The following is a 25970-nucleotide window of genomic DNA, read 5'->3' on the forward strand; positions in this document are numbered from 1 at the left end:
CCGGGATCGCGGCCGTGCCCGGCGCGGGTGCCCCGGAAGCACTCCAGGAGACTCTGCTTGACCAGCCACGCACCGGAGACGGAGCGCACGCGCGCCCACCTCCACCACCCGAACAGGGACACGGCAGCATCGGCCCGCGAGGGTGGGCGGCGCCGGAAGCTCGCCCTCGGCAGCCTGGCGCTGCTCTTCATGACGGCGCTTCTGGCCGGCGGCTGCTCGTCTTCGTCGGCGTCGGGTGCCGACAGCTCCGACGGAACGTCGGCGCGGCCCTCCGAGAATTCCAGCCCCACACCCACACCGTCGCCCACACCGTCCCTGGATGCCGCCGTCGAAGAGATCACGGACGCACAGTGGTCCCGCACGGTGGCGGCGGGACTGTGGCGCAAGGGCTGTCCCGACGTCCGCGACCAGCTGCGCCGCGTGGAGATGAACTACGTGGGCTTCGACGGCGAGATACACCGCGGTGTCCTCGTGGTCAACGCCGATGTGACGGCCAGCGTCGTCCGCATCTTCACGCGACTGTTCGAGGAACGCTTCCCCATCCGCCGTATGCAGCCGATGGAGGCTTACGACGGAGACCTCGACGCCAGCCTGGCCGACGACAACACCTCCGCGTTCAACTGCCGCCGCCCCGACCAGATCAACGCCCCGTTCAGGGAGTCCCCGCACGCCAACGGCCGCGCGATCGACATCAACCCCCTCGAGAACCCGTGGACCAACCTGCGCACCAAGAAGTGGTCGCCGAGTTCCAAGTACGCCGCGCGCACCGAGGGGCCGGGCAAGATCCTCAAGAACGGTCTGGTCTGGCGGGAGTTCATGGAAGAGGGATGGATCTGGCAGGACATCAAGGTGCCCGACTACATGCACTTCGACACCGGGTACCCGTCCAAGCCCTTCAAGGGCCCGTCAGCCACCCCCTCCAGCTCCACGGCCGAGGAGACAACACCCGCGGGGTGAGTGGGGGAGACCGGTCGGCGGCGTGAGGGCGTGCGCCCCGGACGCCGCCGACGTCGCCGTCCGTACCCGCTGGGCCGTGACGCGGGCTGCGCCTGCCGTTGGACCTGGTCGGGTCTGCCAGCGGGTTGTCACTCAGAGACGACACAGGCACGACCTTGTCGATCACCGCTTGGCGGAGGCTCGTGGGCGCGGGTCGTCGGCGTCCGTCACGTCCGGTGCCGTCACAGCCGTGTCCCTCATGAGGTGGTCAGCCCGCCGGTGCAGGCGGCGCCCGGCTCGGGAGTCTGCGATTTTACGGCGTGGTGCGCGATTGAGGTCGGGCCGTGCCCGCCTGGCGGGTTGTCTGGGGGTTGATCACCGCATGGCGGCACGGTCGGAGACCAGGCCGGCGGTTGCCGAGTAGGTCTCGTCGAAGTACTCACGGCGTCCGATGTACCGCTGGAGGGACCGCCACTGCTTGTGCTCGGCGTTGGCGTGCTCGACGCAGATCCGCTCCGAGGACTGCTGCTTTCGTACTTCCTCCCAGGCGGCGGTCTTCTCCGGCGACGTGCCCTTCCTCGGCTTGGGTGGCGGGGCCTGCACCCGGTCAGGGAACTCCTTGGCCAGCCCCCGGTACCCGGCATCGACCTTGGCCTTGACCTCGGGGAATTGCGTGAACAGGTCGGCGATGCCCTCGGTGCGCACGGCTGTTTGATCGTGCATGCGGCCGGGCCGGAAAGCCCCGGCCCACAGCGTCCGGCCGTGCCCGTCGGTGATGACGGTGGCCTTCTTGGTGTTCTGCTTCTTCTTGCCTGAGACGAAGGCGCGGCGGCCGGGCGTGTTCGCGCGCGGGCGGCGCACCTGGACCTCGGTGCCGTCCAACCGCAGCTCGACTCCTTCGGACGCGGCGTAGGCGAAGACATCGGCCAGAGTGCGAATCCGCAGGTCGAGCCGACCCGGTACGGCACACCCCCGGGCTGCCAACAGAGGGCGGATCTCGTGCACCGCCCGGGTGGCGGTGGAGCGGTCTACTTCGTAGAACAACGCGAGGGCCGCGTGTGGGAGCTGGAAGCGCAGCACCACCAGGGTCACGATGACCCGGTCGACGAAGACCAACTCATGGTCGGGCCCGGCGCCCTTGGCACGCAGACGCTCATGACCTCGGCGTTCACGCAGTCTGGAGTTCTGCTGGGCCATCCACGGATCGGCCAGCTCCTCGATGATCCTGCCGAGGTGTTTCCGGGAGATGCCGGTGCAGATGCGATGCGAGAAGGCGGTGCGGGCCAGGTATTGCGTCACAACAACACCCAACCCGCACGGCCCTGTTCACGTCCTGGACGAGGCGCGATCGTACCGCACCACGCCGTAAGACCTGCGCGTCATTGATCGTCGAGGAAGAGCTCTTCGATCCTCAGGGCGAAGAGCTTGGCGAGACTGAAGGCGAGGGGAAGGCTTGGGTCGAACTTCCCTGTTTCGATGGCGTTGATCGTCTGCCTGGACACGCCGGCACGCTGAGCCAGGTCTGCCTGGGTCCAGTTGCGTTCAGTCCGAAGGTCTTTGAGGCGGTTCTTCATCGGTACCTCAGGTTGCCAACGGCGTAGGCGATCAGGTAGACGATCCCCAGAAGCACGGGGAACATTCCAGCGTCGGCGTCGAAGGCAATTAGGTCGGCGGCGTCAGCGACGACATAGGCCATTCCGCCGACAAACCCCGCTCCGAGGGAGATCGCCAGCGCATCCAGCATGATCTTTCGCTGCAACTCATCCATTTCTCGGAGAAGGCGGGCGTGCGCGACGATCATTCCGATGCCAACGGCAAGGCTGGCGGCAACTGCAGCCCAGCTCGCCACCGGCTGCGAATCCCACAGGCTGGGGAAGCTGGCCAAGGCAAGGGTTGCCACCCAGGCGAGCGTCCAGAGGGCAAGCCGAGCGGTCGCCTTGATCTCGTTGCGTGCTTTCACGGGTGCTCCCTCGGCACGATTGTCAAACACACTTGACACGCTACAAGGTGCCTCGCCGTGATGTCAAGTGTGCTTGACATCGAGTGCCGCCTAGCTACTTGCCCCTGAAGAAGTCGTTGGTGCCGTTGCGTTGGCCTATGGGGAGAGCTGGTCCGGGCTGTCGGCGGCCGCGACAGTTGAGCTGGGTCGTCGGCGGCCGGGGGTGGTGGCGGTGTTGCGTGTCGCGGGAGTACAGGACACGTGGTGGGAGGTGCTGCCGGAGCAAGCCCGGCAGCTACCGGTCGAGCTGGCCCAGATCGATGCGTACCTGGACGACGAGCGATTCATCGCCCCGTGGCGGGAAGTGTTCGTTGCTCGACATCGGCAACCGTCTTGTGCCGGCCGGACCGTGTGGCGGGCTGGCCGCTTTTGACCGCGTCGCGTCACTCGCAGTGCCCTCGCCGGGGCAAGTCCGAGGACGCCAGGTAGTTACTGGTGCTCGTAGCGAGGGTTCAGCCGACGATAGCCGGACAGTCAGGACATGGTCTGCTCGATCACCCTCCTGCGGCGGACCGGTCGCTGACCGGACTCGATGACCGCGCGGGCGATCCGGATTCCAACGCGCCCGCCGCGCAACCATCTTCAATAGGCCCCGGCAGTCGTGGGCCGTGTCGGCGTGCAGGCCTCGGCCTGCTCAAGAGCGAAGGTGGCCCCGGCGCTGCACGCTCGGATTTGCTGAGTGCCGACCGGCCGGATCAGCCGGTTCTCCGCGATGACCGCCCTTGGAAAACAGCATCTCGCTGCGCACGGATCGAGTTCGCCGAGGTCACGCTCGCCACTGCGGAACGGATCGCCTGGTTCAACTACCAGCGCCTGCGCATCGCGATCGGTGATATCCGCCCGCGAAGCCGACCTCTCCGTTCAGTAGCCCCAACTCGGGGCTGAAGTCGACGCGTAGAGCGGCCACCAGTCCGGGATCGATTCACCTGAGAGGGGTGTCGAGGGCACGCGGCGCTGGGAGGGTAGGGGGCTCGACGAAGACGTTCCTTTGAACGACTCGCACCGCTAAACGGGGGTCTCGACGGCACGTCGGCCAGAGTGGCCTCAGAGCGCAAGGCCCGCATGCATGTTCCAACTTGCTGGCTCTTGGCCGAAGCGAGACGATGCGAAAAGTCAGAGTTCGTTGCGTTCCCCTCGACGGGCGGAAGGCGGTGCGTGAGGCGACGAGGCGGCCCGGCGGAGGCCTGAGTGCACAGAGTCCTTTACTCGGCTGAGTACGCTGGACAGTGACCTCGAAGAACGATCCTTCGCACGCCGCTCAGACCCCACCTGACTGGGGGGCAAGGGGTCGCAGGTTCAAATCCTGTCGTCCCGACCAGCTTTGATGCAGGTCGGAGGCCGTTCTCTCGATTTCGGGAGGGCGGTTTTTCGTGTGTCTGGAGGGCTGGTGGTCGCAGTGTGGTCGCGGGCCGGGTGCCGGACCGGTTCGCGGTGGTGCAGAAGGCCATGCGGCACGCACTCGGCGACCAGCCGATCACCGTCACCAGCGGCTTCCGGTTGTACACCTGCAACAGTGCCGTGGGCGGTGCCAGCAACAGCCGCCACCTGTACGGCGATGCCGGCGACCTCGGTGCCGGCCCGCACTCCCTGTGCACCCTCGCCAAACAGGCCCGCAACCACGGATTCCGGGGCATCCTCGACCCGGCCACCCCGGCCCCCGGCCACGACGACCACACGCGCGTCTACCACCGAACCAGTCCCTACTGGCTGGCGCCCACGGGCGGCATCTGAGGGCGGGCCGGATGAGAAGCGGGTTCGCCGGCACGCAAGGGGGAACTCGCTCGCGGTAATCCCGCAGGCGGACACCGCGTGGCCGGGAACGCAAGGCCCACGCAAACCTTCGGATGCCCCGCCCTTCGGCGCCGATATCGCCCACACTGGTGAGTGCCCCGCTGAGTCACCATGGCGCTGGTCGGCTGTCCATGGGCCGCAGGGTCTTCAAACCTGGGCGAGGGCTCAGTTCTCCGGCCGCTGAGGGCCGCGGTCGGCCACGGGCGTTGCCGGTGCCTATCGATCCGGTCCCGGCTCGTCGGAAAGCAACCGTGCGATCCCCGCGGGACTGAACACGTCCTGTGTGCCGAGGGCGACACCGCCGTGCAGTCCTGAGTTCCCCTTCAGCTGGGTCGCGGTGATGGTCAGCTTGCGGGTGGCCAAGGGCAGGGCGCGCTGGTACACGGCGGCGCGTACGGCCGAGACGAGGTCGTCCCGGAGTTCACTGAGTGGGCCGGCGAGCACCACGGTGCGGGGATTGAACATGTGCACCAGCATGGCCACCACCTCTCCGATCTCCGTGGCTGCCTGGCGTACGGCATGCAGCGCGGTCGGATCGCTGTCGGCGATGCGCCGGGCGAGCTCGCGGGTGCCGAAGAGTGGGTCGTCGGTGGTCACTTCCGGGATGCCGAGGCCCCGCAGCACCGCGCGGTGGGAGGCCAGGGCGCCGACGCAGCCGACGTTCCCGCAGGCGCACAGGACGTTGCCGCCGCCTACGGCTCTGATGTGCCCGATGTCGCCGGCCGCCCCGTCGGCGCCGCGGTACACGTCACCGTCGGCGGTGATGAGCCCCGCGCCGATGCCGGTCGCGATCTTGAGGCAGAGCAACGGGGTCTCGAGCCGAGCCTGGGTGACCTCGCCCATAGCCATCAGGTTGACGTCGTTGTCCACGACGACGGGACAATGGAAGCGCTCCCGCAGGTGTTCCGCCACCGGGTAGCCGTCCCAGCCCGGCATCCCGGTGGGTTGAACCGCGCAGCCCTGTTCGAAGTCCACCGGACCGGGCAGGCCGACGACGACCGCACGCACGCGGCCGGGATCGCGGTGGTTCGATTCCAGCAGGCTTTGGAGCCGTTCCGCCACCGCGTTCAACACCGCTTGGGGACCGGCGTCGATTCGGACACCCACAGTGTCTCGCGCGATCATCCGCCGAGTCAGATCGGCGATGGCGACCTGTGACTCCGCGGTGTCGACGTCCACCACAGCGACCGTCCCGGCCTGCGGGCTGATGGTCAGCACACGGGGTGGTCGGCCCCGGACGGACCGCCTGGACTCGACCTCCTCCAGGATGCCGGTGCCGACGAGATGGTCGACCTGCTGACCCACGGTCGAGCGGGCCAGGCCACTGCGCCGGGCGATCTCCGCCCGGTTGGTTGCCGCCCCGGACACCACGAGTCCCAGCACCCGGCGCAGCGCCAAGGGCACCGCCGCGGACGCCGACGCCACATGTTCCTCGGTGTAACCATCATCTTTATGCATTCCCATGAACGTAATGGTGCCGCCTTATGCCCGTCAATGAGGGCCTCGGAAGGTAGATCCATAGGCGCATGAACTGGGCATGTTGGTCGTATTTCTACCTCCATTAGGCCTGAAAGAAAATTAAATGCCCCCTCTTGTGCTCTTCAGCCGAACTAAACCATGGTGATGCGCAACGCGGCTCTCCAGCCGCAGCAGAAGGTTGAACGATGGAGGTGCGCCGATGCCGGGTTCGATCCGGGCTGTAGTGGTGGGGACCGGGATGATCGGTGCCGTGCACGTTGCCGCCGTCCGTGCCGCCGGCGGCGAACTGGCCGGAGTGGTGGCCTCGACCCCCGAGCGAGGCGCGCAGGTCGCCAAGGCCTGGCATGTGCCCGCCCGTCACCCGGACTTCGAGTCCGTCCTCGCTGATGACGGTGTCGACGTGGTGCACGTCTGCACACCCAACGCCCTGCACGTGCGGCAGGTGGAGGCAGCCCTCGCCGCGGGCAAGCACGTGATCTGTGAGAAGCCGCTCGCCACGTCGGCCGCCGAAGCGGAACGCCTGACTCGACGGGCCGAGGAAGCGGGCCTGATGCTGGCGGTCCCCTTCGTCTACCGCTATCACCCGCTCGTCCGGGAGATACGTGAGCGTCGGCTGCGCGGCGAGTTCGGCGCCTGGCAGCTGATCCACGGCAGTTACCTGCAGGACTGGATGCTGTCCGAGAACGCCATGTCCTGGCGTGTCGACCCGGCCGTCGGCGGCCCCTCCCGGGCGTTCGCGGACATCGGCTCGCACTGGTGCGATCTCGTCGAGTGGGTCGCCGGAGTGCGCTTCACAGAGGTGTCCGCGCGACTCGGCACCACGGTCGCCACCCGGCCCGCCGGTACCGACACGAGTTTCAGCACCGCCGTCGGCGGGCCGCGTGTCGAGGTTCGCACCGAGGACGTCGCGACCGTACTGCTGCGTACCGGAGACGGTGTCCTTGGCACGCTGACGGTGTCCCAGGTGTCGGCCGGCCGCAAGAACCGGCTCTGGTTCGAGCTCGATGGTTCGGCCGCGAGCGCCGTCTTCGACCAGGAGAACCCCGAGACCGTCTGGCTCGGCGCGCCGGACGGAGCCCGCGTGCTGTTCCGGGACCCGAACCACGGCTCACCCGAGCAGCGCCGGCTCTCCCGCCTGCCCGCCGGTCATGCGCAGGGCTACGCCGACTGCTTCAGCTCCTTCGTCGCCGACGCCTACGCGGCCGTCCGTGGTGCGACGCCCGACGGCCTGCCCACCGGTGCCGACGGGGTCCGCTCGGCCCACATCGTCGAGGCCGCGCTGAGCTCCGCCGCATCGCTCGCCTGGACAGACGTCACCACCACACGCGTTGGACCGGAGGTCACCGCATGAAACTCGGCATGCTCACCGCCTGCCTGCCCGGGCTCTCCCTCGCCGAGATCGCCGCCTGGGCGGGCGAGGCAGGGTACGAGGCCCTGGAGGTCGCCGCCTGGCCGATCACCGGAGGCCGCGACTTCGAGGCGGCACATCTCCCGGTGACCGGCTTCGACGACCGCGCGGCCGACGAGACCCGGGCCCTCATGCAGCGCCATGGCCTCGGTATCTCCGCCCTCGCCTACTACGAGAACAACCTCCACCCCGACCCGGACCGGCGATCCGACATCCACGACCACCTCAAGGCGGTCGTGGACACGGCGGCCCTGCTCGATGTCCCTTACGTGGGCACCTTCGTCGGCCGCGACTGGACCCGCCCGGTGGCGGCGAACCTCGAAGAGGCCGAGAAGGTCTTCCCCGACCTCGTCGAGTACGCGGGGGAGAAGGGCGTCCGGATCATCATCGAGAACTGTGTGATGGAGGGCTGGCACCCCGACGGCTACCCGGGCAACCTCGCGTACTCGCCCGAGCTGTGGGAGTGGATGTTCTCCCTCGGCCTCTACCTCAACTGGGACCCCTCCCACCTCACCTGGATCGGCATCGACCCGGTCACCACGATCGCGCCGTACGCCGACCGGATCGTCCACGCCCAGGCCAAGGACCTGCAGGTCCTGCCCGGCAGGGTCGGCCGCTACGGCTTCTTCGGCAAGGCGGTCCGCCGCCAGGACCCCTGGGACACGGGCTGGTGGCGCTACCGCGTACCGGGCCGCGGCGACGTCGACTGGAACGCCGTCGTCGACGCCCTGTACGAGAACGGCTTCACCGGCACCCTGTCCGTCGAGCACGAGGACCCCGTCTGGGGCGGCTCCGAGGACCGGGTCAAGACCGGGCTGGAGATCGCGCACCGGACGCTGCGGCCTCTCATCGTTGCCTGACGCATCGTCAACCTTCAACGGATTGCGGGACATTCATGGATCGGCAAGCAGCACGGCACCGCATCGGGATCCTGGGCGCCGGCAACATCTTCGGCCGCTACGCCGAGGGCCTGAGGCTCTTCCCGGAGCTCGAAGTGGTCCGTGTGGCCGACGTCGACACGGCGCGCGCCCGGCAGGTCGCGGCCGAGTACGGCATACCGGCCTGGGGCGACGGCGACGAACTGCTCGGGGACCCGTCCGTGGACATCGTCGTCAACATCACCCCGCCGCAGTTCCACGCCAAGACCGTCATCGCCGCGCTGGAGAACGGCAAGCACGTCTACGTCGAGAAGCCGCTCGCGGCCACCGTCGAGGAGGCCCGCGAGGTCCTCGACGCCGCCACGAGCAGTACGGCGCTGCTCGGGTCGGCTCCTGACACCTTCCTCGGCAGCGCCGTGCAGACCGCCCGGCACGCGATCGACACCGGCCGCATCGGCGAGGCCGTCGGCGCCACCGCCTTCGTACGGTCCAGCCGAGCCGAGACCTGGCACCCGGACCCGCGCGCCTTCTACGGCCCCGGCGGCGGCCCCGTGCTCGACATGGGCCCCTACTACCTGGCCGCGCTAGTCAACTGTCTCGGCCCGGTCGCACAGGTGTCCGCTGCCACCCGTGTCGGATCGCCGACGCGCAGGGTCACCAGCCCCGGGCGTGTGGTCGACGAGGTCACCGTCGAGGTCCCCACCCATGCCTCGGCCACCCTGACCCTCGCCTCCGGAGCCCTTGTCACCACCCTGATGAGCTTCGACGTCTGGGACACCGAACTCCCGCGCATCGAGATCTACGGCACCGAGGGCACCCTCGCCCTGCCCAACCCGAACTTCTTCGACGGTGATGTGCGCCTCAAGCGCCACGGGGACGAGGAGTGGCAGGTACTCACTCCGGTCACCGAGCTCTTCGGCGCCGTGGGCACGTCCGAACAGCACCGCCGCGGACTCGGAGTGCGCGACCTCGCCGACGCGATCGAGGGCGGCCCGCACCGTGCGAACCCGCGGTTCGCCTTCCACACGCTCGAGGTGCTGGCGAGCTTCGAGACCTCCCAGCGGGAGAGGCGTTTCGTCGACCTGACGAGCAGCTGTGAGCGCCCCGAGCCCCGCCCCACCACCCTTGCCACCCACCGAGAGGACAGCACACCGTGAAGCCCAGGCAGGACCGCCTCGCCATCAACCCCCTGCAGTGGGTCGCGAGCGCCGACGGCTGGATCGACCCCACACTCGCCCCGCCGCTCGAACGGCAGCTCGAAGTCATTCGCGACGCGGGCATCAGGGCGCTGCACAGCGCCGTCCCCGCCGACCTGACACCGAAGGAGTACGCCGCACGGCTCGCCGAGTACGGCATCAGCCCGGCACCCGGCTACATCCCGGTCCGTCTCACCGACGACGCGACCGAACGGCAGACCTTCCGCGACACCGCCGCCCGTGTCGCCGCACAGCACGCGGCACTCGGTGTGCCCACCGTCTTCCTCGCCATGGGGATGGCCAAGGACGCCGAACGCGTGGCCCGCCCGGCCGTCGGCCACCTCGCCGAACGTGACCGGCTGGAACGGGTGCGGGACCTCCTGGCCGAGATCGCCACGATCATCCGCGCGGAGGGAATCACCCCGGCCTTCCACCCGCACGTGGGCACCTGGGCCGAGACGGACGAGGAGACCCGTTTCATCCTCGACACCGTCGACGCCTCCGTCCTCGGCTTCGGACCCGACATGGGCCATCTGGCCTGGGCGGGTGCCGACCCCGCGCAGCTCGTCCGCGACTACGCGGACCGGGTGGCGAGCGTCCACATCAAGGACCTGGACCTCGGCCTCGCCGCCCAGGCGCGGGAGGCGGGCTGGGACTACCGCAAGACGGTACTGGCGGGGCTGTGGTCGGAGCCGGGCCACGGAAACGCCGACATCGAGGGCTTCGTCGGCGCGCTGCCCGACGACTTCGACGGCTGGCTGATCGTCGAGGTCGACCGGGGCGCCCGGCCGACGGCGGAGGAGAGCGTGCGGCTCTGCGGGGAGTGGACGGAGCGGCAGGCGTAGCCATGACCGGCTTACGCGACACACGAGTGGTACCGGCAGTGCACGGCCGGCAGCGGGGCGACCCGGGGGACACACAGGAGCCGAAGGTTTTGAGACAGGTGGAGAGAACATGCGCAAGACAATGGCGTTCGTCGGCGCCGGACTTCTGACAGCGACGATCACGGCCTGCGGCGGCGGTACCCAGGCCGCCGGCACGGACAAGACCCTCACCCTCGCCGAGTCGGTCACGGCCACGCCGTGGGACCTGGCCAAGGCGAGCATGGGACCCGAGTCCCAGTACTACCAGCCCGTGTACGACACCCTGATCCGGCTGAACACCAAGGGGGAGCCGACCCCCAACCTGGCCACGTCCTGGTCGTACGACAAGGCCCAGACGACCCTGACGCTGAAGCTGCGCAAGGGGGTCAAATTCACCGACGGCACCCCGCTCGACGCCGACGCGGTCAAGAAGAGCCTGCTGCACACCAAGAGCGGCACGGCCAGCGCCGCCGGCGAGATCCAGGACATCGCGGGAGTCGACGTCGTCGACGCCCAGACCGTCGCCATCAGGCTGAGCCACCCCACCGCGGCCCTGCTGCCCGCGCTCGGCCAGGTCTCCGGCATGATCGCCGGCCCCAAGGCGCTGGACAACCCCAGGACCCCGGTCGGCTCGGGACCGTACAAGCTGGACACGGGCGCCTCCACCGCCGGGCAGACCTACACCTACGCCCGCAATCCCGACTACTGGAACGCGAAGGCCTTCCCCTACGACAAGATCGTCATCAAGTACCTGGGCGATCCGACCGCACGCACCAACGCCCTGATGTCCGGCCAGCTCGACGGTGCCACGCTCAACCTCAACCGGGTCAAGACGGTCCAGGGCCGGGGTCTGAACGTGGTCACCTACCAACCCGGCGACATCGAGGGCCTCTACATCTGGGACCGAGGCGGCAAGAAGGTGCCCGCCCTCGGCAAGTTGAAGGTGCGTCAGGCGCTGAACCACGCGTTCGACAGGCAAGCGATCATCAAGTCGGCCAAGACCGGCCTGGGCACCTCCACGACGCAGATGTTCGCCAAGGGTGAGGACGGCTACCAGGCCGAGCTCAACGACAAGTACCCATACGACCCGGCGAAGGCCAAGGCACTGCTCGCGCAGGCCGGCTACCCCAACGGCTTCGCCGTCACCCTCCCGGACCTCTCGGCGAACTTCCCGCAGGAGCAGGCCGCGCTCACCCAGTCCCTCAAGGACATCGGCATCAAGGTCAAGCTGGACACCGTGCCCGGCGACCAGGTCTTCAGCGCCATGCTGTCCGGCAAGTACCCGATGTCGTACTTCAAGCTCGGCGCGCCCACCGCCTGGGACAAGGTCCAGTTGCAGCTGACGAAGAAGTCGACCTGGAACCCCTTCAAGTACGGCGATGCCCAGGCCGACGACCTCGTCGCCCGGATCGGCAGGACGACCGGGGCCGAGCGCGAGGCGCTCTTCACGGAGCTCAACACCTACGTCGTCGACCAGGCGTGGAACGCCCCCTGGAGTGTCATCGCCAACGCCTACGCGACCGCGAAGGACGTCAAGGTGACTCCGCAGCCCGGCACCCAGTACCCGCCGATCTACAACTACACGCCGGCGAAGTAGTCGCCGGTCCGTTCCGGCACGCGGAAGGAGGAACCGACCGTGCTCGTCTTCCTGTTCCGGCGCATCGCCGCCGGCGCCGTCCTGGTGGTCGTCGTGGCCACCGCGACATTCCTGCTGCTCAGCCTCACGGGTACCGATGTCGCCCGCAACGTACTGGGCGAGACGGCATCGCGGTCCGCGGTGGCCGCCAAGAGCCACGAACTCGGACTGGACCAGCCTCTGGTGGAGCGCTACTGGCACTGGGCCGAACAGGCCCTGCGGGGAAACCTGGGCAGTTCGTGGTTCACCGGCGACCCGGTGAACCAGTCCCTGACGGACACCCTGCCCGTCACCCTCTCCGTGGTGATCGCCGGAATGCTGGTCGCGGCGGTGCTCAGCGTGGTGCTGGGCACCGTGGCGGCCCTGCGCGGCGGCTGGGTGGACCGCCTCGTGCAGTTCGCCTCGGTGCTCGGCACCGCGGTGCCGAGCTTCCTGATCGCCCTCGTCCTCGCCGTCACACTGGCCGTCCGGCTGGACTGGCTCCCGGCCACTGGCTACGTCGACCTCGCCGCCTCGCCCGGCGGCTGGCTTCGCTCCATCACCCTGCCCGCCCTGTCCCTGGCCGTCGGCGCGACCGCCGCCACCGCGATGCAGGTGCGCGGCGCCCTGATCGACGTCCTTCGGGCCGACTTCGTACGCACCCTGCGCAGCCGCGGGCTGGCCACCCGCAGTGTCGTGTTCCGGCACGCGTTGCGCAACGCGGCACCGCCGGCCCTGACCGTACTCGCCCTGCAGTTCATCGGCCTGATCGGCGGCGCCGTCGTGGTGGAGAAGGTGTTCGGTCTGCCCGGCATCGGCTCCCTCGCCAACTCGGCCGCCGTACGGGGTGACGCACCCGTGCTGCTCGGCACGGTCGTGGTCACCGTCGTGATCGTCGTCGCCGTGAACCTGCTGCTGGACATCGCGTACGGCTGGCTCAACCCCAAGGTGCGTGTCTCATGACCGATGTGGCCCAGATTCCGGCCCCGGGGCGCGACCGCCTCCTGCGCCGGGCACTGCGCGACCCGCTGGCAGTCGTCTGCCTGGTCGTCCTGGCCCTGGTGATCGCCGCGAGCCTCGCGGCGCCACTGCTCACCGGCCACGCCCCGGACCACAGCGTTCTCGCGGACACGCTCGCCCCCATGTCGGGCACCCACCCGCTCGGCGGGGACGGCGTCGGCCGGGACGTGCTGTCCCGGCTGCTGTACGGCGGCCGCACCAGTCTCGTGGGCGGCACCCTCGCCGTCCTCGTCGCCTTCGCGGTGGGCGGCCCGCTCGGACTGGTCAGCGGCTACTACCGGGGCTGGTTCGACGCGACGGCCGGCTGGATCACCAACGTCGTGATGGCCGTACCCGCGATCATCGTGATGCTCGTGGTCATGGCGGCCGTCTCGCAGGACCTCAATGTCGCCATGATCGTCCTCGGCGTCATCATGGCCCCGATGGTCTTCCGCCTCATCCGGGCCTCGGTGCTCGCGGTGCGCGAGGAACTGTACGTCGACGCCGCCCGCGTCTCCGGCCTCGGCGACGCGCGGATCATGCGCCGGCACATCCTGCCCGTGGTCATCGCGCCGTCCGTCATCCAGGCGACCCAGGTGTTCGCCGTGGCGATCGGCATCCAGGCGGGCCTCGCCTTCCTCGGTCTGGGCAAGGCGTCCCAGGCCAGCTGGGGCGCGATGCTGGGCGACGCCTTCACCAACGTCTACAACGCGCCCGCGCTGCTGGTCTGGCCCGGTGCGGCGATGGGCCTGACCATCCTCGCGTCGAGCCTCGTGGGCAACGCGGTGCGGGACGCACTGGGCCCGGCCGAGCCCCGGACGGCCAAACGCCGCACACCGGTGGGGCGCAAGGCGGGCACGGCCTCCGCGCCCGCTCCGGACCGCCTCCTCACGGTGTCCGGTCTGCGGGTCGCCTACGGCGAGAAGAGGGTCGTCGACGGAGTGAGCATCACCGTCGAACGCGGCGAAGTCCTCGGCCTGGTGGGCGAGTCCGGCTCCGGCAAGAGCCAGACGGCGTTCTCCGTCCTCGGACTGCTGCCGAACGAGGCCGAGGTGAGCGCCGAGCAACTCGTCTTCGACGGCACGGAGTTGCTGAGTCTGGACCTCAAGGCGCTCAACGCCCTGCGGGGGCGCGGCATCGCGTACATCCCCCAGGAGCCCATGTCCAACCTGGATCCCTCCTTCCGTATCGGGTTCCAGCTGATGGAGCCCATGCGGGGGCACCTGGGGCTGTCCCGGGCCGAGGCCCGCGCCAAGGCCCTCGAACTCCTCGCCCGGGTCGGCATCCCGGACCCGGAACGGGTGTTCCGGTCCTACCCGCACCAGATCTCCGGAGGCATGGCCCAGCGGGTCCTCATCGCCGGCGCCGTCTCCTGCGACCCACGGCTGCTGATCGCCGACGAACCCACCACCGCGCTCGACGTCACCGTCCAGGCCGAGGTGCTCGACCTGATGCGCTCGCTCCAGCAGGAACGCGAGATGGGCATGATCCTCGTCACCCACGACTTCGGTGTGGTGGCCGACATCTGCGACCGGGTCGCCGTGATGCAGCACGGCCGCATCGTGGAGACCGCGCCGGCCGGGCAGATCTTCGTGGCACCGGAGCACCCCTACACACGGATGCTGCTCGACTCGACACTCGAAGGCGGCCCGGCACGTGGTGAACTGCCCGCTCCCGCCAAGCCCCTGAAGGAGGTGACGTCATGACGTCCGAGGCGTCCCCGCTCCTCGAACTCGACGACGTCGTCGTGGAGTACCCCGGCAAAGGCCGGCGCAAGAAGCCCTTCCGCGTGCTGCACGCGGTCTCGCTGTCCATCGCGCCCGGTGAGACGCTCGGCCTGGTCGGCGAGTCCGGCTCCGGCAAGACGACCCTGGGGCGGGCGGTCCTCGGCCTCGCTCCCGTCACCGGCGGGGAGATCCGCTACGCGGGACGGCCCGTCTCCCGGCTCGGCAAGCGGGAACGCCGAGCTCTGAGCAAGGACATCCAGGTCGTCTTCCAGGACCCCTTCACCTCGTTGAACCCGGCGATGACGGTCATGGACATCCTCGCCGAGCCGCTGCTCGTCACCGGTGTCGCCCGCGCAGAGGCGGAACGCCGCGTACAGGAACTGCTGGATCACGTCCACCTCCCCCCGGACGCGGCCCACCGACTGCCCCGCGAGTTCTCCGGCGGCCAGCGCCAGCGCATCGCCATCGCCCGTGCCCTGTGCCGGGACCCCAGGCTGATCGTCTGCGACGAACCGGTCAGCGCACTCGATCTGACGACCCAGGCCCGGGTGCTCGACCTGTTCATCGAGATCCAGGAGGCGACCGGGGTGGCGTACCTCTTCGTCACCCACGACCTGTCCGTCGTACGGCACATCAGCCACCGGGTGGCCGTGCTGTACCGCGGCGAGATCGTGGAGACGGGCGACGCCGCCCAGGTCACCGAGCGCCCGGAACACCCCTACACCGAACGGCTGTTGCTCGCCGCCCCGGTACCGGACCCGGAGCGCCAGGCGCAACGCCGGGCGGAACGGCTGAAGTCGGCCGCCTCGTGACCGGCGCCCTGGACACCCTCACCCGCTACCTCGCCCTGTGCGACGTCCCCAGGCGCGCGGAGGGCGAGTTGGAGGAGCTGTTCACCGAGGACGCCGTCTGGGAGGGCGGCGGCGCCGTGTACGGGGAGCGGTTCGGACGAACCGAGGGCCGCGAGGCGATCGTCGCGATGCTGTCGGCGTATCTCCCGCCCAACCCCCACCTCCGCACGAACGTGCACCTGCTCCTCCCCGGCACGTGCACCACCACGGGTTCCACGGTGTACGGGAGTTGGCCGATGCAGCAGCTCTCACGCTACGAGTCGGGGGACACGGAGGTCATGGTCGCCCAGCTCGACGTGACCTTCCGGCTCGACCCGGACCGGGCCCGTATCTCCGTCTTCCGTACCGAACGACTGTTCAGCGCACCGCTGACGGAGGAGCGATGAACGACCGCACGATGCTCCTGACCTGCTATGCCGACACCCACCGCTACGGCTGGCACCACGTGGACCTGTTCACCCACGACAGCACGGGCCGCGAGGTCAACTGGGTGCACTGGACCGTCGACGAGGACGGCCCCGAAGGCGCCGACAGGGCGACCGCCCGCGTCGAACCCGCCCTGCGCCGCACCAGCGACTGGCGGCACGGGGTCAGCGCCGACGGGAGCGAGTACTGGACCGCACAGGCATCCTGGGGCGACTGAGATGTGCCTCGTCTACATCCTCGACGACGACGAGGAGCTGAGCGAGTCGCTCGCCTGGCTCCTGGAGTCGGTCGGTATCCCCTCGGAGCGCTTCCGGGACGCGCGGACCTTTCTGCGCTCCTACGACCGCGGACGTCCGGCCTGTCTGGTCCTCGACGTCCGGATGCCCGAACTCAGCGGCTTCGACGTCCAGGAACTGCTGAACGAGACGGGGGCGCCGCTGCCGGTCGTCTTCGTCTCCGCGCACGGCGACATCCGGATGTCCGTGCGCGCGCTGCAAGGCGGCGCCGTCGACTTCCTGGAGAAGCCCTACGACCCCCAGCACCTGCTCGACGTCGTGCAGAACGCCCGGCGCACGGCCCGCGAGCGCTTCGCGCGCGAGACGCGACAGGCCGGCCTGCGCGCCAAGCTCGAGTCACTGACCGCACGCGAGAGGGAAGTCCTCGCGCTGTCCGTCGAGGGGGTCCCCAACAAGCAGATCGCCGGGCGGCTCGGCATCAGCACCAAGACCGTCGACGTCCACCGGGCCCGGATCCGGGAGAAGACCGAAGCCGAGAGCATGGCCGCCCTGGTCCGGGACGTACTCCGGCTGGAGGCCCGGTGACCTTGAGGCCCGGTGACTAGGAGAACACCCGTGGACGACCTCACCCCCTCGGACTTCCGGGCACTGACCCGGGCCCTGAAACACTGCGTACTGCTTCACGACGCCCACACCTTCGAGATCCTCTGGGCCAACCCGGCGGCCTGCGAACTGCTCGGCCGGCCGCTCGACGAGCTGAAGCCGCTCAAGGCCCCGGACATGAGCAAGAACGCCCGCCAGTACAGCCGGGAACTCGGCCACCGCTGGCTGGGCCAGGCCGTGGAACACGGCGTCAGCGCCACCGAGTGGTGTTATCGCGCCAAGAACGGTGAGGAGATCCTCACCGAGGCGATCGCGATCCGCGTCGAACTCGCCACCCGCACCGCGGTGATGGTCCAGTTCCGGGACATCGCCGAGGAGAAGGCGGTGCGACAGGACCTGCGGCGCACCGAGAGCAGACTGCGCGCCTTCCTCAGCGGCCTGGCCGAGGGGATCGTGGTCCTCGACGACACGCACCGCGTGCTCTTCGCCAGCGAGTCGGCCGTCCGGCTGCTCGGCCGGGGACTGGACGGCGCGGACTTCGCCGCCTACTGCTGCGACGGGCCGGTACCCGAGCGCGAGGGCCGCTACCGCTTCGCGGCGCCGGGCCGCGAACCCAGCTGGTACGCCGCGACCTGCCAGCACATCGAGATCGAGAGCGACCTGCGCGGCCGGATGCTCCTCTTCTACGACATCACCGACCGGGTACGCGAGGAGGAGCAGCACCGCCGCGACACCCAGCACGTCGACCACCTGGCCCGCTACAACGCCATGGGCGACATGGCGATGGCCATCGCCCACGAGGTGAGCCAGCCGCTGGCGGCCGCGTACAACTTCGTCGAGGGCGCCCGCGGCCGGCTCGACCGGGACACCGGCTCCCGCGACGAGTCCGTGGCCTGGGGGCTGGACAACGCCGTACGGCAGATCGAACGGGCCCGGCGGATCCTGGGCAGCCTGCGCGCCTACGTCGGCCGCCTGGAACAGTTCGCCCGGCCGACCGACCTCAACGCGATCGTGCGCGACTGCGCGTACTTCATCGGACTGCGGGCCCGGGAACACCAGGTGGACGTCGACTTCGACCTCACGACCGAGCCGCTCCCGGTCCTGTGCGAGCACGTGCTCATCGGGCAGGTCGTCATGAACCTGGCCTTCAACGCGGTGGACGAGATGGCCCGTTGCCCGCGACCGGAACGCCGGGTGGAGATCGTCACCCGGCGCGCCGAGGACGGCTGCGCCGAACTCGCCGTCCGGGACCGGGGACACAGCCCGCCACCCGACGAGCGGATCTTCGACGGCGTCTTCACCGCCAAGGCGAACGGCAGCGGCATCGGCCTCGCCCTCAGCCACCGCATCCTCACCCGCCACGGCGGACGCATCGACGTACAGGCGAACGAGCCACGCGGCGCGGTCTTCCGCTTCGCGCTGCCGGCCGCCCGACACCCGCAGGACCCGACCCGAACGGAACTGTCATGACCACCCGATACCAGCACGCCGTTCTCGTCGACGGCACCGGAGCGGCCCCCGTGGCCGACGCGATGCTCGTCGTCGACGACGACGGACGCATCGTCCATGCGGGCCCCGCGGCCGGCGCGCCGCCGCCCACGCCAGGCGCGACCACCGTGGATCTGGGGGGCCGGACGGTGCTTCCCGGCTTCATCGACGCGCACGCGCACCTGTGCATGACCCCTGAACGCCGCCCGGCTGCTGCGTCTTGACGACCGGCTCGGCTCCTTGGAGGCCGGAAAGGAGGCCGATTTCGTGGTGGTCGACGGGAATCCGGTGCACGACATCGCCGTACTCGGGCGACCGGAGAACATTCTCCTCGTCGCGCAGTGGGGTGTCGTACGGAAGAAGCTTCTGTGACCACGTCCGGTAGGGGAAATCACCTGCCCGATGCGGTCAAGTCCCAATGGCAGCAGCCCGATTACCGCGCATAACGTGGTGCCACGGCGCGGCGGACCGCCTTCCGGCAGTGCGAGGAGAATCCTTATGACGCAAATTGATCGAGTCCTGGAAGTGGTGGCCGCACGGCGCGCCGAATTCGAGGAGAAACAGCATGTTCCGTCGGATGTGATCGCCGAATTCAAGCGGGCCGGAATCTATCGCGCCGGTGTTCCGAAGCGTTTCGGCGGAGACGCCCTGCCGCCCGCGGAGTTCCTGCGTCTCGTCGAGCGGATATCGTCGGTCGACGGTTCGGCCGGCTGGGTCGCGAGCTTCGGGTCGTCCGCCGTCTATCTGGCGGCGCTTCCCCTCCGGACACAGGCCGAACTGTACGGGGACGGGCCCGATGTGGCCTTCGCGGGCGGCCTCTTCCCCGTACAGCCCGCGGAACGAGTCGACGGCGGCTACCGGATCTCGGGTCGCTGGAAGTTCGCGAGCGGTTGCAAGGGCGCGGACGTCCTGGGTGTCGGTATCAAGGCGGGCGAGGACAGGACGGGCCGGCCCCGTACCGCCGTGCTGCGGCCCGAGCAGGTGGAGATCGCCGAGAACTGGGACGTCATCGGCATGCGCGGCACCGGTAGCCACGACCTGGTGGTCGACGGCGCGATCGTGCCCGAGGAGTGGACGTTCGTCCGCGGCGGCGAACCCACCGTCGACGAACCGCTGTACCGCTATCCGACCGTTCCCTACGCCGCCCAGGTCCTGGCCGTTGTCGGCCTCGGTGTGGCCCGTGCCGCGCTGGACCACGTCATTGCCCAGGGGGGCCGCTCGGGCTACACCGGTGCCCCCAAGCCCGCCGAACGTGCCACCTACCGCATCGCGGTCGGCCAGGCGGAGGCCCAACTCCGGTCCGCACGCGCCTTCTTCTACGAGGCCACGGAGGAGGTCTGGCAGACGGTGGAGGCAGGCGATCCCGCGACCCCCGAACAGGCCAGCCTGCTGCGGCTGTCCTCCGCACACCTCGCCAAGATCTCCTTCGAGGTCGTCCGGGGCGCCTACCAGCTCGGCGGCATAGCCGCCATCGCCACCGGCAGCCCTCTGGAGCGCCACCTGCGCGACGCCTCGGTCCCACCGCAGCACGCCTTCCTCCAGGAGGGCATGTACGACGGTGCCGGCGCGGTCCTCATGGGCGTGCCGCCCTTCCCCGGCTACCTCTGACAGATCCGGCCACCTCTGACGGACAGGAACCCCCATGCCCGACCCCGCGAACACACCCCTGCGCGTCCTCTTCTGCATCGGCGTCAACCAGAACTTCTTCGACCTGCCCACCGGTCAGGGCAAGACCGTCTGGGACGGATTCACGACCATGCTCGGCCGGCTCCACGAGCTACCGGGCGTCACTGTCCTCGGCACGATCGACGACGACCAGCACATGGTCGGGCCGTCCGACTCCTGGCCCTGGACGTGTTACGTCCTCGCCGACGTCGTCGACCAGCCGACCGTCACCGCGGCCTGCAACCTCCTGCGCACCGTCCAGGTCGGCGAGCACGGCCTGTGGCGCTACATGAAGATCGAGGCGCGCCTCGGCCGCCCGCTCCCGGAACCGGAGGCCGCCCGATGACCCCGCGAGCCGCCTCCACCGGCGCTGCCTCCCTGGTCGCGTCCGACCGCGTCGCCGGAACCCTCTACACCGACCCGGACCTCTTCGAACAGGAGATGGACCGGATCTTCCACCGCACCTGGGTGTGGGTCGCGCACGAGAGCGAGATCGCCAGGGCGGGCGACTTCAAGACGGCCTGGGTGGGTCGGCGGCCGGTCATCGTCAGCCGTGACCGCCGCGGCGGGATCAACGTCCTGCTCAACCGCTGCCGGCACCGCGGCGCCAGCGTCTGCGAGACGCCGAAGGGCAACGGCAACGGCTTCACCTGCCCGTACCACGCCTGGTCGTACGCCCTGGACGGCAGCCTGCGCGGCATCCCGTACCCCGAGGGCTACGAGGACGTCGTGGAGAAGAAGGACCTGCCGCTGCAACGGCTCAAGGTCGGCACGTACGCGGGCATGGTCTTCGCCAGCTTCAGCGACGACATCGAGCCGCTGGAGGACTTCCTCGGCGGGGCCCGGCTGTGGATCGACCGCTTCATGAAGCAGGGTGCCGGCTACCCGATCAAGGTGCAGGGCGAGCACAAATTCCGCTTCAACGGCAACTGGAAGATCCAGCTGGAGAACACCACCGACTGGTACCACTTCCCGATCGTGCACCGCTCCTGGATGTCCTCGGTCGACGCGGAGACCGCGAGCATGCTGTCGATCATGACCGACGAGAGTGCGGTCACCCACGCCCTCGGCAACGGCCACAGTGTGTCGGTCTCCGTTGCCGGACACGCCGATCTCGACGTCGACGACGGCACGGAGAAACTCCAGGACCGTTTCCGTCACATCGTCGAGGAGTTGTCCAGGGACATGCCGCCGGAGAAGGTGCGGCGCATCGTCCGGTCCCTGCACGGCGCCGGGTTCAACCTGAACCTGTTCCCGAACGTCGCCATGTCGATGGCCTTCTTCCGGGTCCTGCGGCCGGTCTCGGTCACCGAGACGGAGATCCGGCATGTCGCCCTCGGCCTGCAGGGCGGTCCGGAGATCGTCAACCGCGAACGGCTGCGCATCCACGAGCACTTCCAGGGCCCGTTCGGCTTCGGCAGTCCGGACGACGCCGAGGCGTGGAACCGCGTCCAGCGCGGGGTGGCCGGCGGCGTGGACATGCCGATCCTGGTCAACCGCGGTCTCGGCCGCGAGAAGCCGAACGACCTCGGACAGCCCACCTCCCACGCGACGGACGAGACCGGGATGCGGGAGGCGTACGCGATGTGGAACAGGATGATGACCGATGGCGACTGAATCCCCCACGGCCTCCACGGCGATGGTCGCGGACCTCCCGCTGGACGACCCCCGCGCCCTGTCCGCCGTCTCGCTGATCTGGCGCGAGGCCCACCTCCTGGACGCCCGCCGCTACGCGGAGTGGGACGAACTGTGGGCCGAGGGCGGCGAGTACGTCGTCCCCATCGACCGTGACGCGACCGAATTCGCCTCCCGTCTCAACCTCGTCTACGACGACGACCGGATGCGGCGGATGCGCATCGAGCGCCTCACCGGCGGACACTCCATCTCGGCCGCCGCGGCTGCCCGTACGGTCCGTTCCGTCTCCCGCTTCGTCGTGACCGGGCGCGCCCAGGACGCGATCGAGGTCTGCTCGGCGCAGGTTCTGGTCGGCTACAAGCGCGAGGAGACCTTCGTGCTCGCCGCCGACGTCACCCACCGTGTCGTGTTCGGCGCGGACGGCCCGCTCATCGCCCGGAAGATCGTGCGGCTCGTCAACTCCGAGGACAGCGTCACGGCGTCGGGATTCCTGCTGTGAGCCCGCACGAGGAGGACGTCCGTCGCGTCGCGTTGGTCACGGGCGGGGCGGGTGGCCTGGGGGCCTGCATCGCCGGGCGGCTGTACGACCGGGGCTACCGCGTCGCGGTGACCGACCTGGACGAGGAGGCCGCGGCGAAGACCGCGGCGGAACTCGACCCGGAGGGCCGCTACGCCGTCGGGCTCGCCCTGGACGTACGGGACAAGGACGCCTTCGCGCGAGTCCGCGATCAGCTCGACGAACGCTGGGGCGCCGTCGACGTGCTGGTCAACAACGCCGGGCACTCCAAGGTCGAGTCCTTGATGGACATCGGCCCCGAGAGTTTCGACGCGGTCGTGGCGACCAACCTCAACGGCACCTTCTTCGGCTGCCAGGTCTTCGGCGCCTACTTCGCCGCCCGAGGCTACGGACGCATCGTCAACATCTCCTCGCTCGCCGGCCAGAACGGCGGCACGGCCACCGGCGCCCACTACGCGGCGGCGAAGGGCGGAGTGACCACCCTGACGAAGGTCTTCGCCCGCGAACTCGGCGGGCACGGAGTGACGGTCAACGCCGTTTCCCCGGGCCCGCAGGACCTGCCGGTCGTCCGCGAGACGGTCCCCGCCGATCGCCTCGCCGCGATCGAACAGTCCATTCCCGTACGGCGGTTGGGCCGCCCGAGGTTCATCGCCGACATGGTCGTCCTGCTCGCCGCCGAGCACGCGGACACAGTCACCGGGGCCTGCTGGGACGCCAACGGCGGCCTGTACATGCGCTGACAGCGCCGTCAGCTCCCGACCCGAAAACATAAGGCGGACGGATGTTCACTGTCACCGTCACCGACACCCACGACGAAACCGCCACGATCAAGGTCCTCCGGCTCGTCCGCTCCGACGGCGTCGCCCTCGCCCCCTACCCGGCGGGCGCACACCTCGACGTGACCGGGCCCACGGGGGTCACACGGCCCTACTCGCTGTGCGGCCCGCCGGACGACACCGGCGCCTACACCATCGCCGTCAAACGCGAGGAGAACTCGCGTGGCGGGTCCCAGGCCCTGCACGACAAGGTCGAACCCGGCATGGAACTGACCGTCGGCACCCCCCGGCAACTGTTCGGCCTCGCCCCACAAGCGGCCGAGCACCATCTCGTCGCGGCCGGTGTCGGGATTACGCCCCTGTTGGCGATGGCGTACGAACTGCACGGCAGGGGAGCGGAGTTCACGCTCCACTACGTCGCCAGGAGCCGGGCGGAAGCGGCCTTCGCCCACCTGCTGGAGGAGACCGCCTTCGCCGGGCGTGTGATCCGCCACTTCGGGCTCGGCCGGCCCGCGGCACGTGAGGTGCTCGCCCGCGCGCTGACCGGTCTGCCGGCGACCGCACACGTCTACACCTGCGGACCGCACGACTTCATGACGTACGTCGGTGAAGTCGCCGCTCGCCACGTGCCCGAGGAGCAGATCCACTCGGAGCTGTTCCAGGCAGCGCCGCAGGAGGCCTCGGGAGCGGACACCGGCTTCGAGGTCGAGCTCGACACCGGCGAGGTCTACGCGGTTCCGCCCGACAGGAGCATCGCGGAGGTGCTGGAGGAGCAAGGCGTCCCGCTGGAGACCTCCTGCCGCGAGGGCATCTGCGGGACCTGCGTCCTGCGGGTGATCGAGGGCGAACCCGACCACCGCGACCACTGCCTGTCCGCCAAGGAGAAGGCGGCCGGTGACCAGATCGCCGCCTGTGTGTCACGGGCGAGGTCACCGCGGCTGGTCGTGGAGCTGTGGTGAACAACCGGAGCGCATCCGGCGTCCCGAGCGCGCCAGGCGTCCCGAGCACACCGGATATCCCGAGCACACCGAGCACACCCAACACTCCGAGGTACGAAAACGACAGGAAGGGCGAAACGGTGCCCCCCAGCCGAACCGACTTCCGGGAGGCGATGGCCCACCTCCCGGCCGCCGTCAACATCCTCACCACAGACGGGCCGAACGGCCGTTGCGGCATCACCCTCAGCGCCGTCTGCTCGGTGACCGACGATCCGCCGACCGTCCTGGTGTGCGTGAACCGCGCCAGCGCCATGCACGACGTCTTCAAGGCGAACGGGCGGGTGGGGCTCAACGTCCTCGGCGGGGACCAGCAGGAACTCGCCCTGCACTTCGCCGGAGCCACCGACGTGGCCATGGCCGACCGCTTCGCCTGGGACGTCTGGGACCGCACCCAGGAGGTACCGGTACTCAAGGACGCCCTGGTCACGGCGGTCGGCACGATCAAGCACACGGTCCCCATGGGCTCCCACAGTGTGCTGTTCGTCGACATCGGGCAGATCCGCGCCCGCTCCGGCGGCCAGAGCCTCGTCTACTTCAACCGGGCGTTCCACCGGCTCGGAGCCACACCACTCGTACCCGAAGGCGCGCAATCGTGACCGGCCCCCGCACGGCCACGGTCGAGGACGCGCTGCGGCAGGTGGCGCTGACCGAACCGGAGATCCGGGCCTGGGTCCGGGTGGACGCCGACGGTGCCCGCGCGGCCGCACTGCGGGCACCGGCCGGGCCCCTGCACGGCATACCGTTCGGGGTGAAGGACATCATCGACGTCACTGGACTCCCCACCGAGTGCGGCTCCCCGCTGCGCCGCGGCCGGACGGCCACGAGCGACGCCTGGCTGGTGGAGCGGCTGCGCCTGGCCGGCGCCGTACCGCTGGGCAAGACGGTCACCACCGAGTTCGCGTACTTCCATCCAGGCCCGACCCGCAACCCCCACGACCACGGCCGCACCCCGGGAGGCTCCTCCAGCGGCTCGGCCGCCGCCGTCGCCGCGGGCGTGGTGCCCCTCGCGCTCGGATCGCAGACCGCCGGCTCGCTCACCAGACCCGCCTCGTTCTGCGGGGTCGCCGGGTACGTCGCCCCTGTGGGCGCCTGGCCGACGCGGGGCTTCACCGGACTCAGCCCGAGCCTGGACGCGCCGGGACTGCTCACCGCCCGCGTCGCCGACCTGGCCCCGGTGATCGAGGCGGTCGACGGCACCACGGCCGAAGACCCGCGATCCATACGGGTGTTGGCATGGCCCGGCACCGAACTGGCCGACGTCGAGCCGGCGATGCTCGATGCCCTGGAGCGCACCGCCGGCACGCTGGGGGCCACCGACCTGGGCCGTGCCGTCGGCACGTACCGACTGGCTGAAGCGCATGCCGTCGTCATGGCATACGAGGCCGCCCTCGCGCTCGCCGCCGAGGCCGAGCACCCCGAGTCGCTCAGCGGGCAGCTGAACGAACTCCTGGAGCGCGGCCGCAGGACCACCGACGGCGATCACCGCGCCGCGCTCGCCCTCGCCCGCACGGCGCGCATCGCCGTCCTGGAGCTCCTCACCCGCGCCGACGCGATCCTCGGCCCCGCCGCACCCGGCCCCGCCCCGTACGGTCTCGACGCCACCGGCACCCCCGTCCTCAGCCGCCCTTGGCAGCTGCTCGGCCTGCCCGTGGTGACCGTCCCCGGGCACCGTGACCCGTACGGCATGCCGCTCGGCCTCCAGCTCATCGGTCACCCCGACCGTGTGGGTCGGCTGCTGGGCGTGGCGCGCGCCGTCGAGGAGGCCATCCAATGAGGATCACCGCCTTCGAGACCGTCCCGTACGCGATCCCGTACGTCACAACCCCCGCGCTTCGCGAGCGGCGAGGTACACAGTGCCGAGCACGTGCTCGGCAGGATCCACAC

28 protein-coding genes and 1 pseudogene are annotated in these 25970 nt (G+C 69.7%); 25 read left to right on the forward strand and 4 right to left on the reverse strand.

Annotation, left to right across the window (positions count from 1 at the left end; translation table 11 throughout):
- Positions 1–57: 57 nt before the first annotated feature.
- Positions 58–957 carry a M15 family metallopeptidase gene (locus tag ACTWQR_RS14235; RefSeq protein WP_443227387.1) on the forward strand — a complete coding sequence of 300 codons (900 nt, stop codon included), beginning with the start codon at positions 58–60 and terminating at the stop codon, positions 955–957.
- Between the two features lie 354 nt (positions 958–1311).
- On the opposite strand, the gene ACTWQR_RS14240 is transcribed toward ACTWQR_RS14235, so the two are convergent.
- The 3 genes from ACTWQR_RS14240 to ACTWQR_RS14250 all read right to left on the reverse strand — a co-directional run bounded on the left by ACTWQR_RS14240 (position 1312) and on the right by ACTWQR_RS14250 (position 2896).
- A complete protein-coding gene (locus ACTWQR_RS14240) occupies positions 1312–2235 on the reverse strand; it encodes a transposase family protein (protein WP_443227388.1) in 924 nt (307 codons plus the stop codon).
- Between the two features lie 80 nt (positions 2236–2315).
- The gene (locus ACTWQR_RS14245; protein ID WP_443227389.1) at positions 2316–2510 is read right to left on the reverse strand and encodes a helix-turn-helix transcriptional regulator; all 195 of its coding nucleotides are present in this window, start codon (positions 2508–2510) and stop codon (positions 2316–2318) included.
- Positions 2507–2896 carry a hypothetical protein gene (locus ACTWQR_RS14250; RefSeq protein WP_443227390.1) on the reverse strand — a complete coding sequence of 130 codons (390 nt, stop codon included), beginning with the start codon at positions 2894–2896 and terminating at the stop codon, positions 2507–2509. The genes ACTWQR_RS14245 and ACTWQR_RS14250 overlap by 4 nt, the downstream gene beginning before the upstream one ends.
- Positions 2897–3107: 211 nt before the next feature.
- Here ACTWQR_RS14250 and ACTWQR_RS14255 point away from each other — a divergent pair.
- Positions 3108–3293: pseudogene (locus tag ACTWQR_RS14255) on the forward strand (ISNCY family transposase); the annotation flags it as partial.
- Between the two features lie 911 nt (positions 3294–4204).
- Positions 4205–4666 (forward strand): D-Ala-D-Ala carboxypeptidase family metallohydrolase, encoded by a 462-nt coding sequence (locus ACTWQR_RS14260; protein ID WP_443227459.1) that lies wholly within the window; start codon positions 4205–4207, stop codon positions 4664–4666.
- 276 nt (positions 4667–4942) lie between these two features.
- On the opposite strand, the gene ACTWQR_RS14265 is transcribed toward ACTWQR_RS14260, so the two are convergent.
- Positions 4943–6184, reverse strand: a complete 1242-nt coding sequence (locus tag ACTWQR_RS14265; protein ID WP_443227391.1) for an ROK family protein — start codon at positions 6182–6184, stop codon at positions 4943–4945.
- Between the two features lie 220 nt (positions 6185–6404).
- Here ACTWQR_RS14265 and ACTWQR_RS14270 point away from each other — a divergent pair, with 220 nt between their 5' ends.
- From ACTWQR_RS14270 to ACTWQR_RS14375, 22 genes are all read left to right on the forward strand, one after another.
- Entirely contained in the window at positions 6405–7556 is a 1152-nt protein-coding gene (locus ACTWQR_RS14270) for a Gfo/Idh/MocA family protein (RefSeq protein ID WP_443227392.1), read from the forward strand.
- The gene (locus ACTWQR_RS14275) at positions 7553–8473 is read left to right on the forward strand and encodes a sugar phosphate isomerase/epimerase family protein (RefSeq protein WP_443227393.1); all 921 of its coding nucleotides are present in this window, start codon (positions 7553–7555) and stop codon (positions 8471–8473) included. Before ACTWQR_RS14270 ends, ACTWQR_RS14275 begins: the two co-directional genes overlap by 4 nt.
- Before the next feature lie 35 nt (positions 8474–8508).
- On the forward strand, positions 8509–9648 hold the full coding sequence (locus ACTWQR_RS14280; RefSeq protein ID WP_443227394.1) for a Gfo/Idh/MocA family protein: 1140 nt from the start codon (positions 8509–8511) through the stop codon (positions 9646–9648).
- Positions 9645–10532, forward strand: coding sequence for a sugar phosphate isomerase/epimerase family protein (locus ACTWQR_RS14285; protein WP_443227395.1), 888 nt, complete (start codon positions 9645–9647; stop codon positions 10530–10532). Before ACTWQR_RS14280 ends, ACTWQR_RS14285 begins: the two co-directional genes overlap by 4 nt.
- A gap of 109 nt (positions 10533–10641) precedes the next feature.
- Positions 10642–12147 (forward strand): ABC transporter substrate-binding protein, encoded by a 1506-nt coding sequence (locus ACTWQR_RS14290; RefSeq protein WP_443227396.1) that lies wholly within the window; start codon positions 10642–10644, stop codon positions 12145–12147.
- 39 nt (positions 12148–12186) lie between these two features.
- The gene (locus tag ACTWQR_RS14295) at positions 12187–13128 is read left to right on the forward strand and encodes an ABC transporter permease (protein WP_443227397.1); all 942 of its coding nucleotides are present in this window, start codon (positions 12187–12189) and stop codon (positions 13126–13128) included.
- Complete coding sequence (locus ACTWQR_RS14300; protein WP_443227398.1) at positions 13125–14870, forward strand: dipeptide/oligopeptide/nickel ABC transporter permease/ATP-binding protein; 1746 nt, start codon at positions 13125–13127, stop codon at positions 14868–14870. Before ACTWQR_RS14295 ends, ACTWQR_RS14300 begins: the two co-directional genes overlap by 4 nt.
- Positions 14867–15703: an ATP-binding cassette domain-containing protein gene (locus ACTWQR_RS14305; protein ID WP_443227399.1), complete on the forward strand. Its 837-nt coding sequence runs from the start codon at positions 14867–14869 to the stop codon at positions 15701–15703. The genes ACTWQR_RS14300 and ACTWQR_RS14305 overlap by 4 nt, the downstream gene beginning before the upstream one ends.
- A complete protein-coding gene (locus ACTWQR_RS14310) occupies positions 15700–16128 on the forward strand; it encodes a nuclear transport factor 2 family protein (protein ID WP_443227400.1) in 429 nt (142 codons plus the stop codon). Before ACTWQR_RS14305 ends, ACTWQR_RS14310 begins: the two co-directional genes overlap by 4 nt.
- Positions 16125–16385 (forward strand): hypothetical protein, encoded by a 261-nt coding sequence (locus ACTWQR_RS14315; protein ID WP_443227401.1) that lies wholly within the window; start codon positions 16125–16127, stop codon positions 16383–16385. The genes ACTWQR_RS14310 and ACTWQR_RS14315 overlap by 4 nt, the downstream gene beginning before the upstream one ends.
- A gap of 1 nt (position 16386) precedes the next feature.
- Complete coding sequence (locus ACTWQR_RS14320; RefSeq protein ID WP_443227402.1) at positions 16387–16989, forward strand: response regulator transcription factor; 603 nt, start codon at positions 16387–16389, stop codon at positions 16987–16989.
- 30 nt (positions 16990–17019) lie between these two features.
- Positions 17020–18477: a PAS domain-containing sensor histidine kinase gene (locus ACTWQR_RS14325; protein WP_443227403.1), complete on the forward strand. Its 1458-nt coding sequence runs from the start codon at positions 17020–17022 to the stop codon at positions 18475–18477.
- Complete coding sequence (locus ACTWQR_RS14330; protein WP_443227404.1) at positions 18474–18719, forward strand: amidohydrolase family protein; 246 nt, start codon at positions 18474–18476, stop codon at positions 18717–18719. Before ACTWQR_RS14325 ends, ACTWQR_RS14330 begins: the two co-directional genes overlap by 4 nt.
- 16 nt (positions 18720–18735) lie before the next feature.
- Complete coding sequence (locus ACTWQR_RS14335; protein WP_443227405.1) at positions 18736–18867, forward strand: hypothetical protein; 132 nt, start codon at positions 18736–18738, stop codon at positions 18865–18867.
- Positions 18868–18993: 126 nt separating this feature from the next.
- The gene (locus ACTWQR_RS14340) at positions 18994–20103 is read left to right on the forward strand and encodes an acyl-CoA dehydrogenase family protein (RefSeq protein ID WP_443227406.1); all 1110 of its coding nucleotides are present in this window, start codon (positions 18994–18996) and stop codon (positions 20101–20103) included.
- Between the two features lie 34 nt (positions 20104–20137).
- A complete protein-coding gene (locus tag ACTWQR_RS14345) occupies positions 20138–20506 on the forward strand; it encodes a hypothetical protein (protein ID WP_443227407.1) in 369 nt (122 codons plus the stop codon).
- On the forward strand, positions 20503–21777 hold the full coding sequence (locus ACTWQR_RS14350; RefSeq protein WP_443227408.1) for an aromatic ring-hydroxylating oxygenase subunit alpha: 1275 nt from the start codon (positions 20503–20505) through the stop codon (positions 21775–21777). The genes ACTWQR_RS14345 and ACTWQR_RS14350 overlap by 4 nt, the downstream gene beginning before the upstream one ends.
- The gene (locus tag ACTWQR_RS14355) at positions 21767–22294 is read left to right on the forward strand and encodes an aromatic-ring-hydroxylating dioxygenase subunit beta (protein WP_443227409.1); all 528 of its coding nucleotides are present in this window, start codon (positions 21767–21769) and stop codon (positions 22292–22294) included. The genes ACTWQR_RS14350 and ACTWQR_RS14355 overlap by 11 nt, the downstream gene beginning before the upstream one ends.
- Entirely contained in the window at positions 22291–23052 is a 762-nt protein-coding gene (locus ACTWQR_RS14360; RefSeq protein ID WP_443227410.1) for an SDR family NAD(P)-dependent oxidoreductase, read from the forward strand. The genes ACTWQR_RS14355 and ACTWQR_RS14360 overlap by 4 nt, the downstream gene beginning before the upstream one ends.
- Before the next feature lie 41 nt (positions 23053–23093).
- Positions 23094–24047 (forward strand): PDR/VanB family oxidoreductase, encoded by a 954-nt coding sequence (locus tag ACTWQR_RS14365; RefSeq protein WP_443227411.1) that lies wholly within the window; start codon positions 23094–23096, stop codon positions 24045–24047.
- 119 nt (positions 24048–24166) lie between these two features.
- Positions 24167–24682 carry a flavin reductase gene (locus ACTWQR_RS14370; RefSeq protein ID WP_363282775.1) on the forward strand — a complete coding sequence of 172 codons (516 nt, stop codon included), beginning with the start codon at positions 24167–24169 and terminating at the stop codon, positions 24680–24682.
- Positions 24679–25860 carry an amidase gene (locus ACTWQR_RS14375; protein ID WP_443227412.1) on the forward strand — a complete coding sequence of 394 codons (1182 nt, stop codon included), beginning with the start codon at positions 24679–24681 and terminating at the stop codon, positions 25858–25860. The genes ACTWQR_RS14370 and ACTWQR_RS14375 overlap by 4 nt, the downstream gene beginning before the upstream one ends.
- Positions 25861–25970 lie beyond the last annotated feature (110 nt).

Source organism: Streptomyces sp. 2A115 (assembly GCF_052245575.1).
Classification (GTDB): Bacteria; Actinomycetota; Actinomycetes; order Streptomycetales; family Streptomycetaceae; genus Streptomyces.

What these genes read in the sequence shown, in the direction of transcription:
- ACTWQR_RS14245 (WP_443227389.1), bottom strand. Translation starts at nt 2,510, where the DNA reads ATGAAGAACCGCCTCAAAGACCTTCGGACTGAACGCAACTGGACCCAG.
- ACTWQR_RS14265 (WP_443227391.1), bottom strand. Translation starts at nt 6,184, where the DNA reads ATGCATAAAGATGATGGTTACACCGAGGAACATGTGGCGTCGGCGTCC.
- ACTWQR_RS14270 (WP_443227392.1), top strand. Translation starts at nt 6,405, where the DNA reads ATGCCGGGTTCGATCCGGGCTGTAGTGGTGGGGACCGGGATGATCGGT.
- ACTWQR_RS14275 (WP_443227393.1), top strand. Translation starts at nt 7,553, where the DNA reads ATGAAACTCGGCATGCTCACCGCCTGCCTGCCCGGGCTCTCCCTCGCC.
- ACTWQR_RS14280 (WP_443227394.1), top strand. Translation starts at nt 8,509, where the DNA reads ATGGATCGGCAAGCAGCACGGCACCGCATCGGGATCCTGGGCGCCGGC.
- ACTWQR_RS14290 (WP_443227396.1), top strand. Translation starts at nt 10,642, where the DNA reads ATGCGCAAGACAATGGCGTTCGTCGGCGCCGGACTTCTGACAGCGACG.
- ACTWQR_RS14300 (WP_443227398.1), top strand. Translation starts at nt 13,125, where the DNA reads ATGACCGATGTGGCCCAGATTCCGGCCCCGGGGCGCGACCGCCTCCTG.
- ACTWQR_RS14305 (WP_443227399.1), top strand. Translation starts at nt 14,867, where the DNA reads ATGACGTCCGAGGCGTCCCCGCTCCTCGAACTCGACGACGTCGTCGTG.
- ACTWQR_RS14315 (WP_443227401.1), top strand. Translation starts at nt 16,125, where the DNA reads ATGAACGACCGCACGATGCTCCTGACCTGCTATGCCGACACCCACCGC.
- ACTWQR_RS14320 (WP_443227402.1), top strand. Translation starts at nt 16,387, where the DNA reads ATGTGCCTCGTCTACATCCTCGACGACGACGAGGAGCTGAGCGAGTCG.
- ACTWQR_RS14330 (WP_443227404.1), top strand. Translation starts at nt 18,474, where the DNA reads ATGACCACCCGATACCAGCACGCCGTTCTCGTCGACGGCACCGGAGCG.
- ACTWQR_RS14340 (WP_443227406.1), top strand. Translation starts at nt 18,994, where the DNA reads ATGACGCAAATTGATCGAGTCCTGGAAGTGGTGGCCGCACGGCGCGCC.
- ACTWQR_RS14345 (WP_443227407.1), top strand. Translation starts at nt 20,138, where the DNA reads ATGCCCGACCCCGCGAACACACCCCTGCGCGTCCTCTTCTGCATCGGC.
- ACTWQR_RS14350 (WP_443227408.1), top strand. Translation starts at nt 20,503, where the DNA reads ATGACCCCGCGAGCCGCCTCCACCGGCGCTGCCTCCCTGGTCGCGTCC.
- ACTWQR_RS14355 (WP_443227409.1), top strand. Translation starts at nt 21,767, where the DNA reads ATGGCGACTGAATCCCCCACGGCCTCCACGGCGATGGTCGCGGACCTC.
- ACTWQR_RS14365 (WP_443227411.1), top strand. Translation starts at nt 23,094, where the DNA reads ATGTTCACTGTCACCGTCACCGACACCCACGACGAAACCGCCACGATC.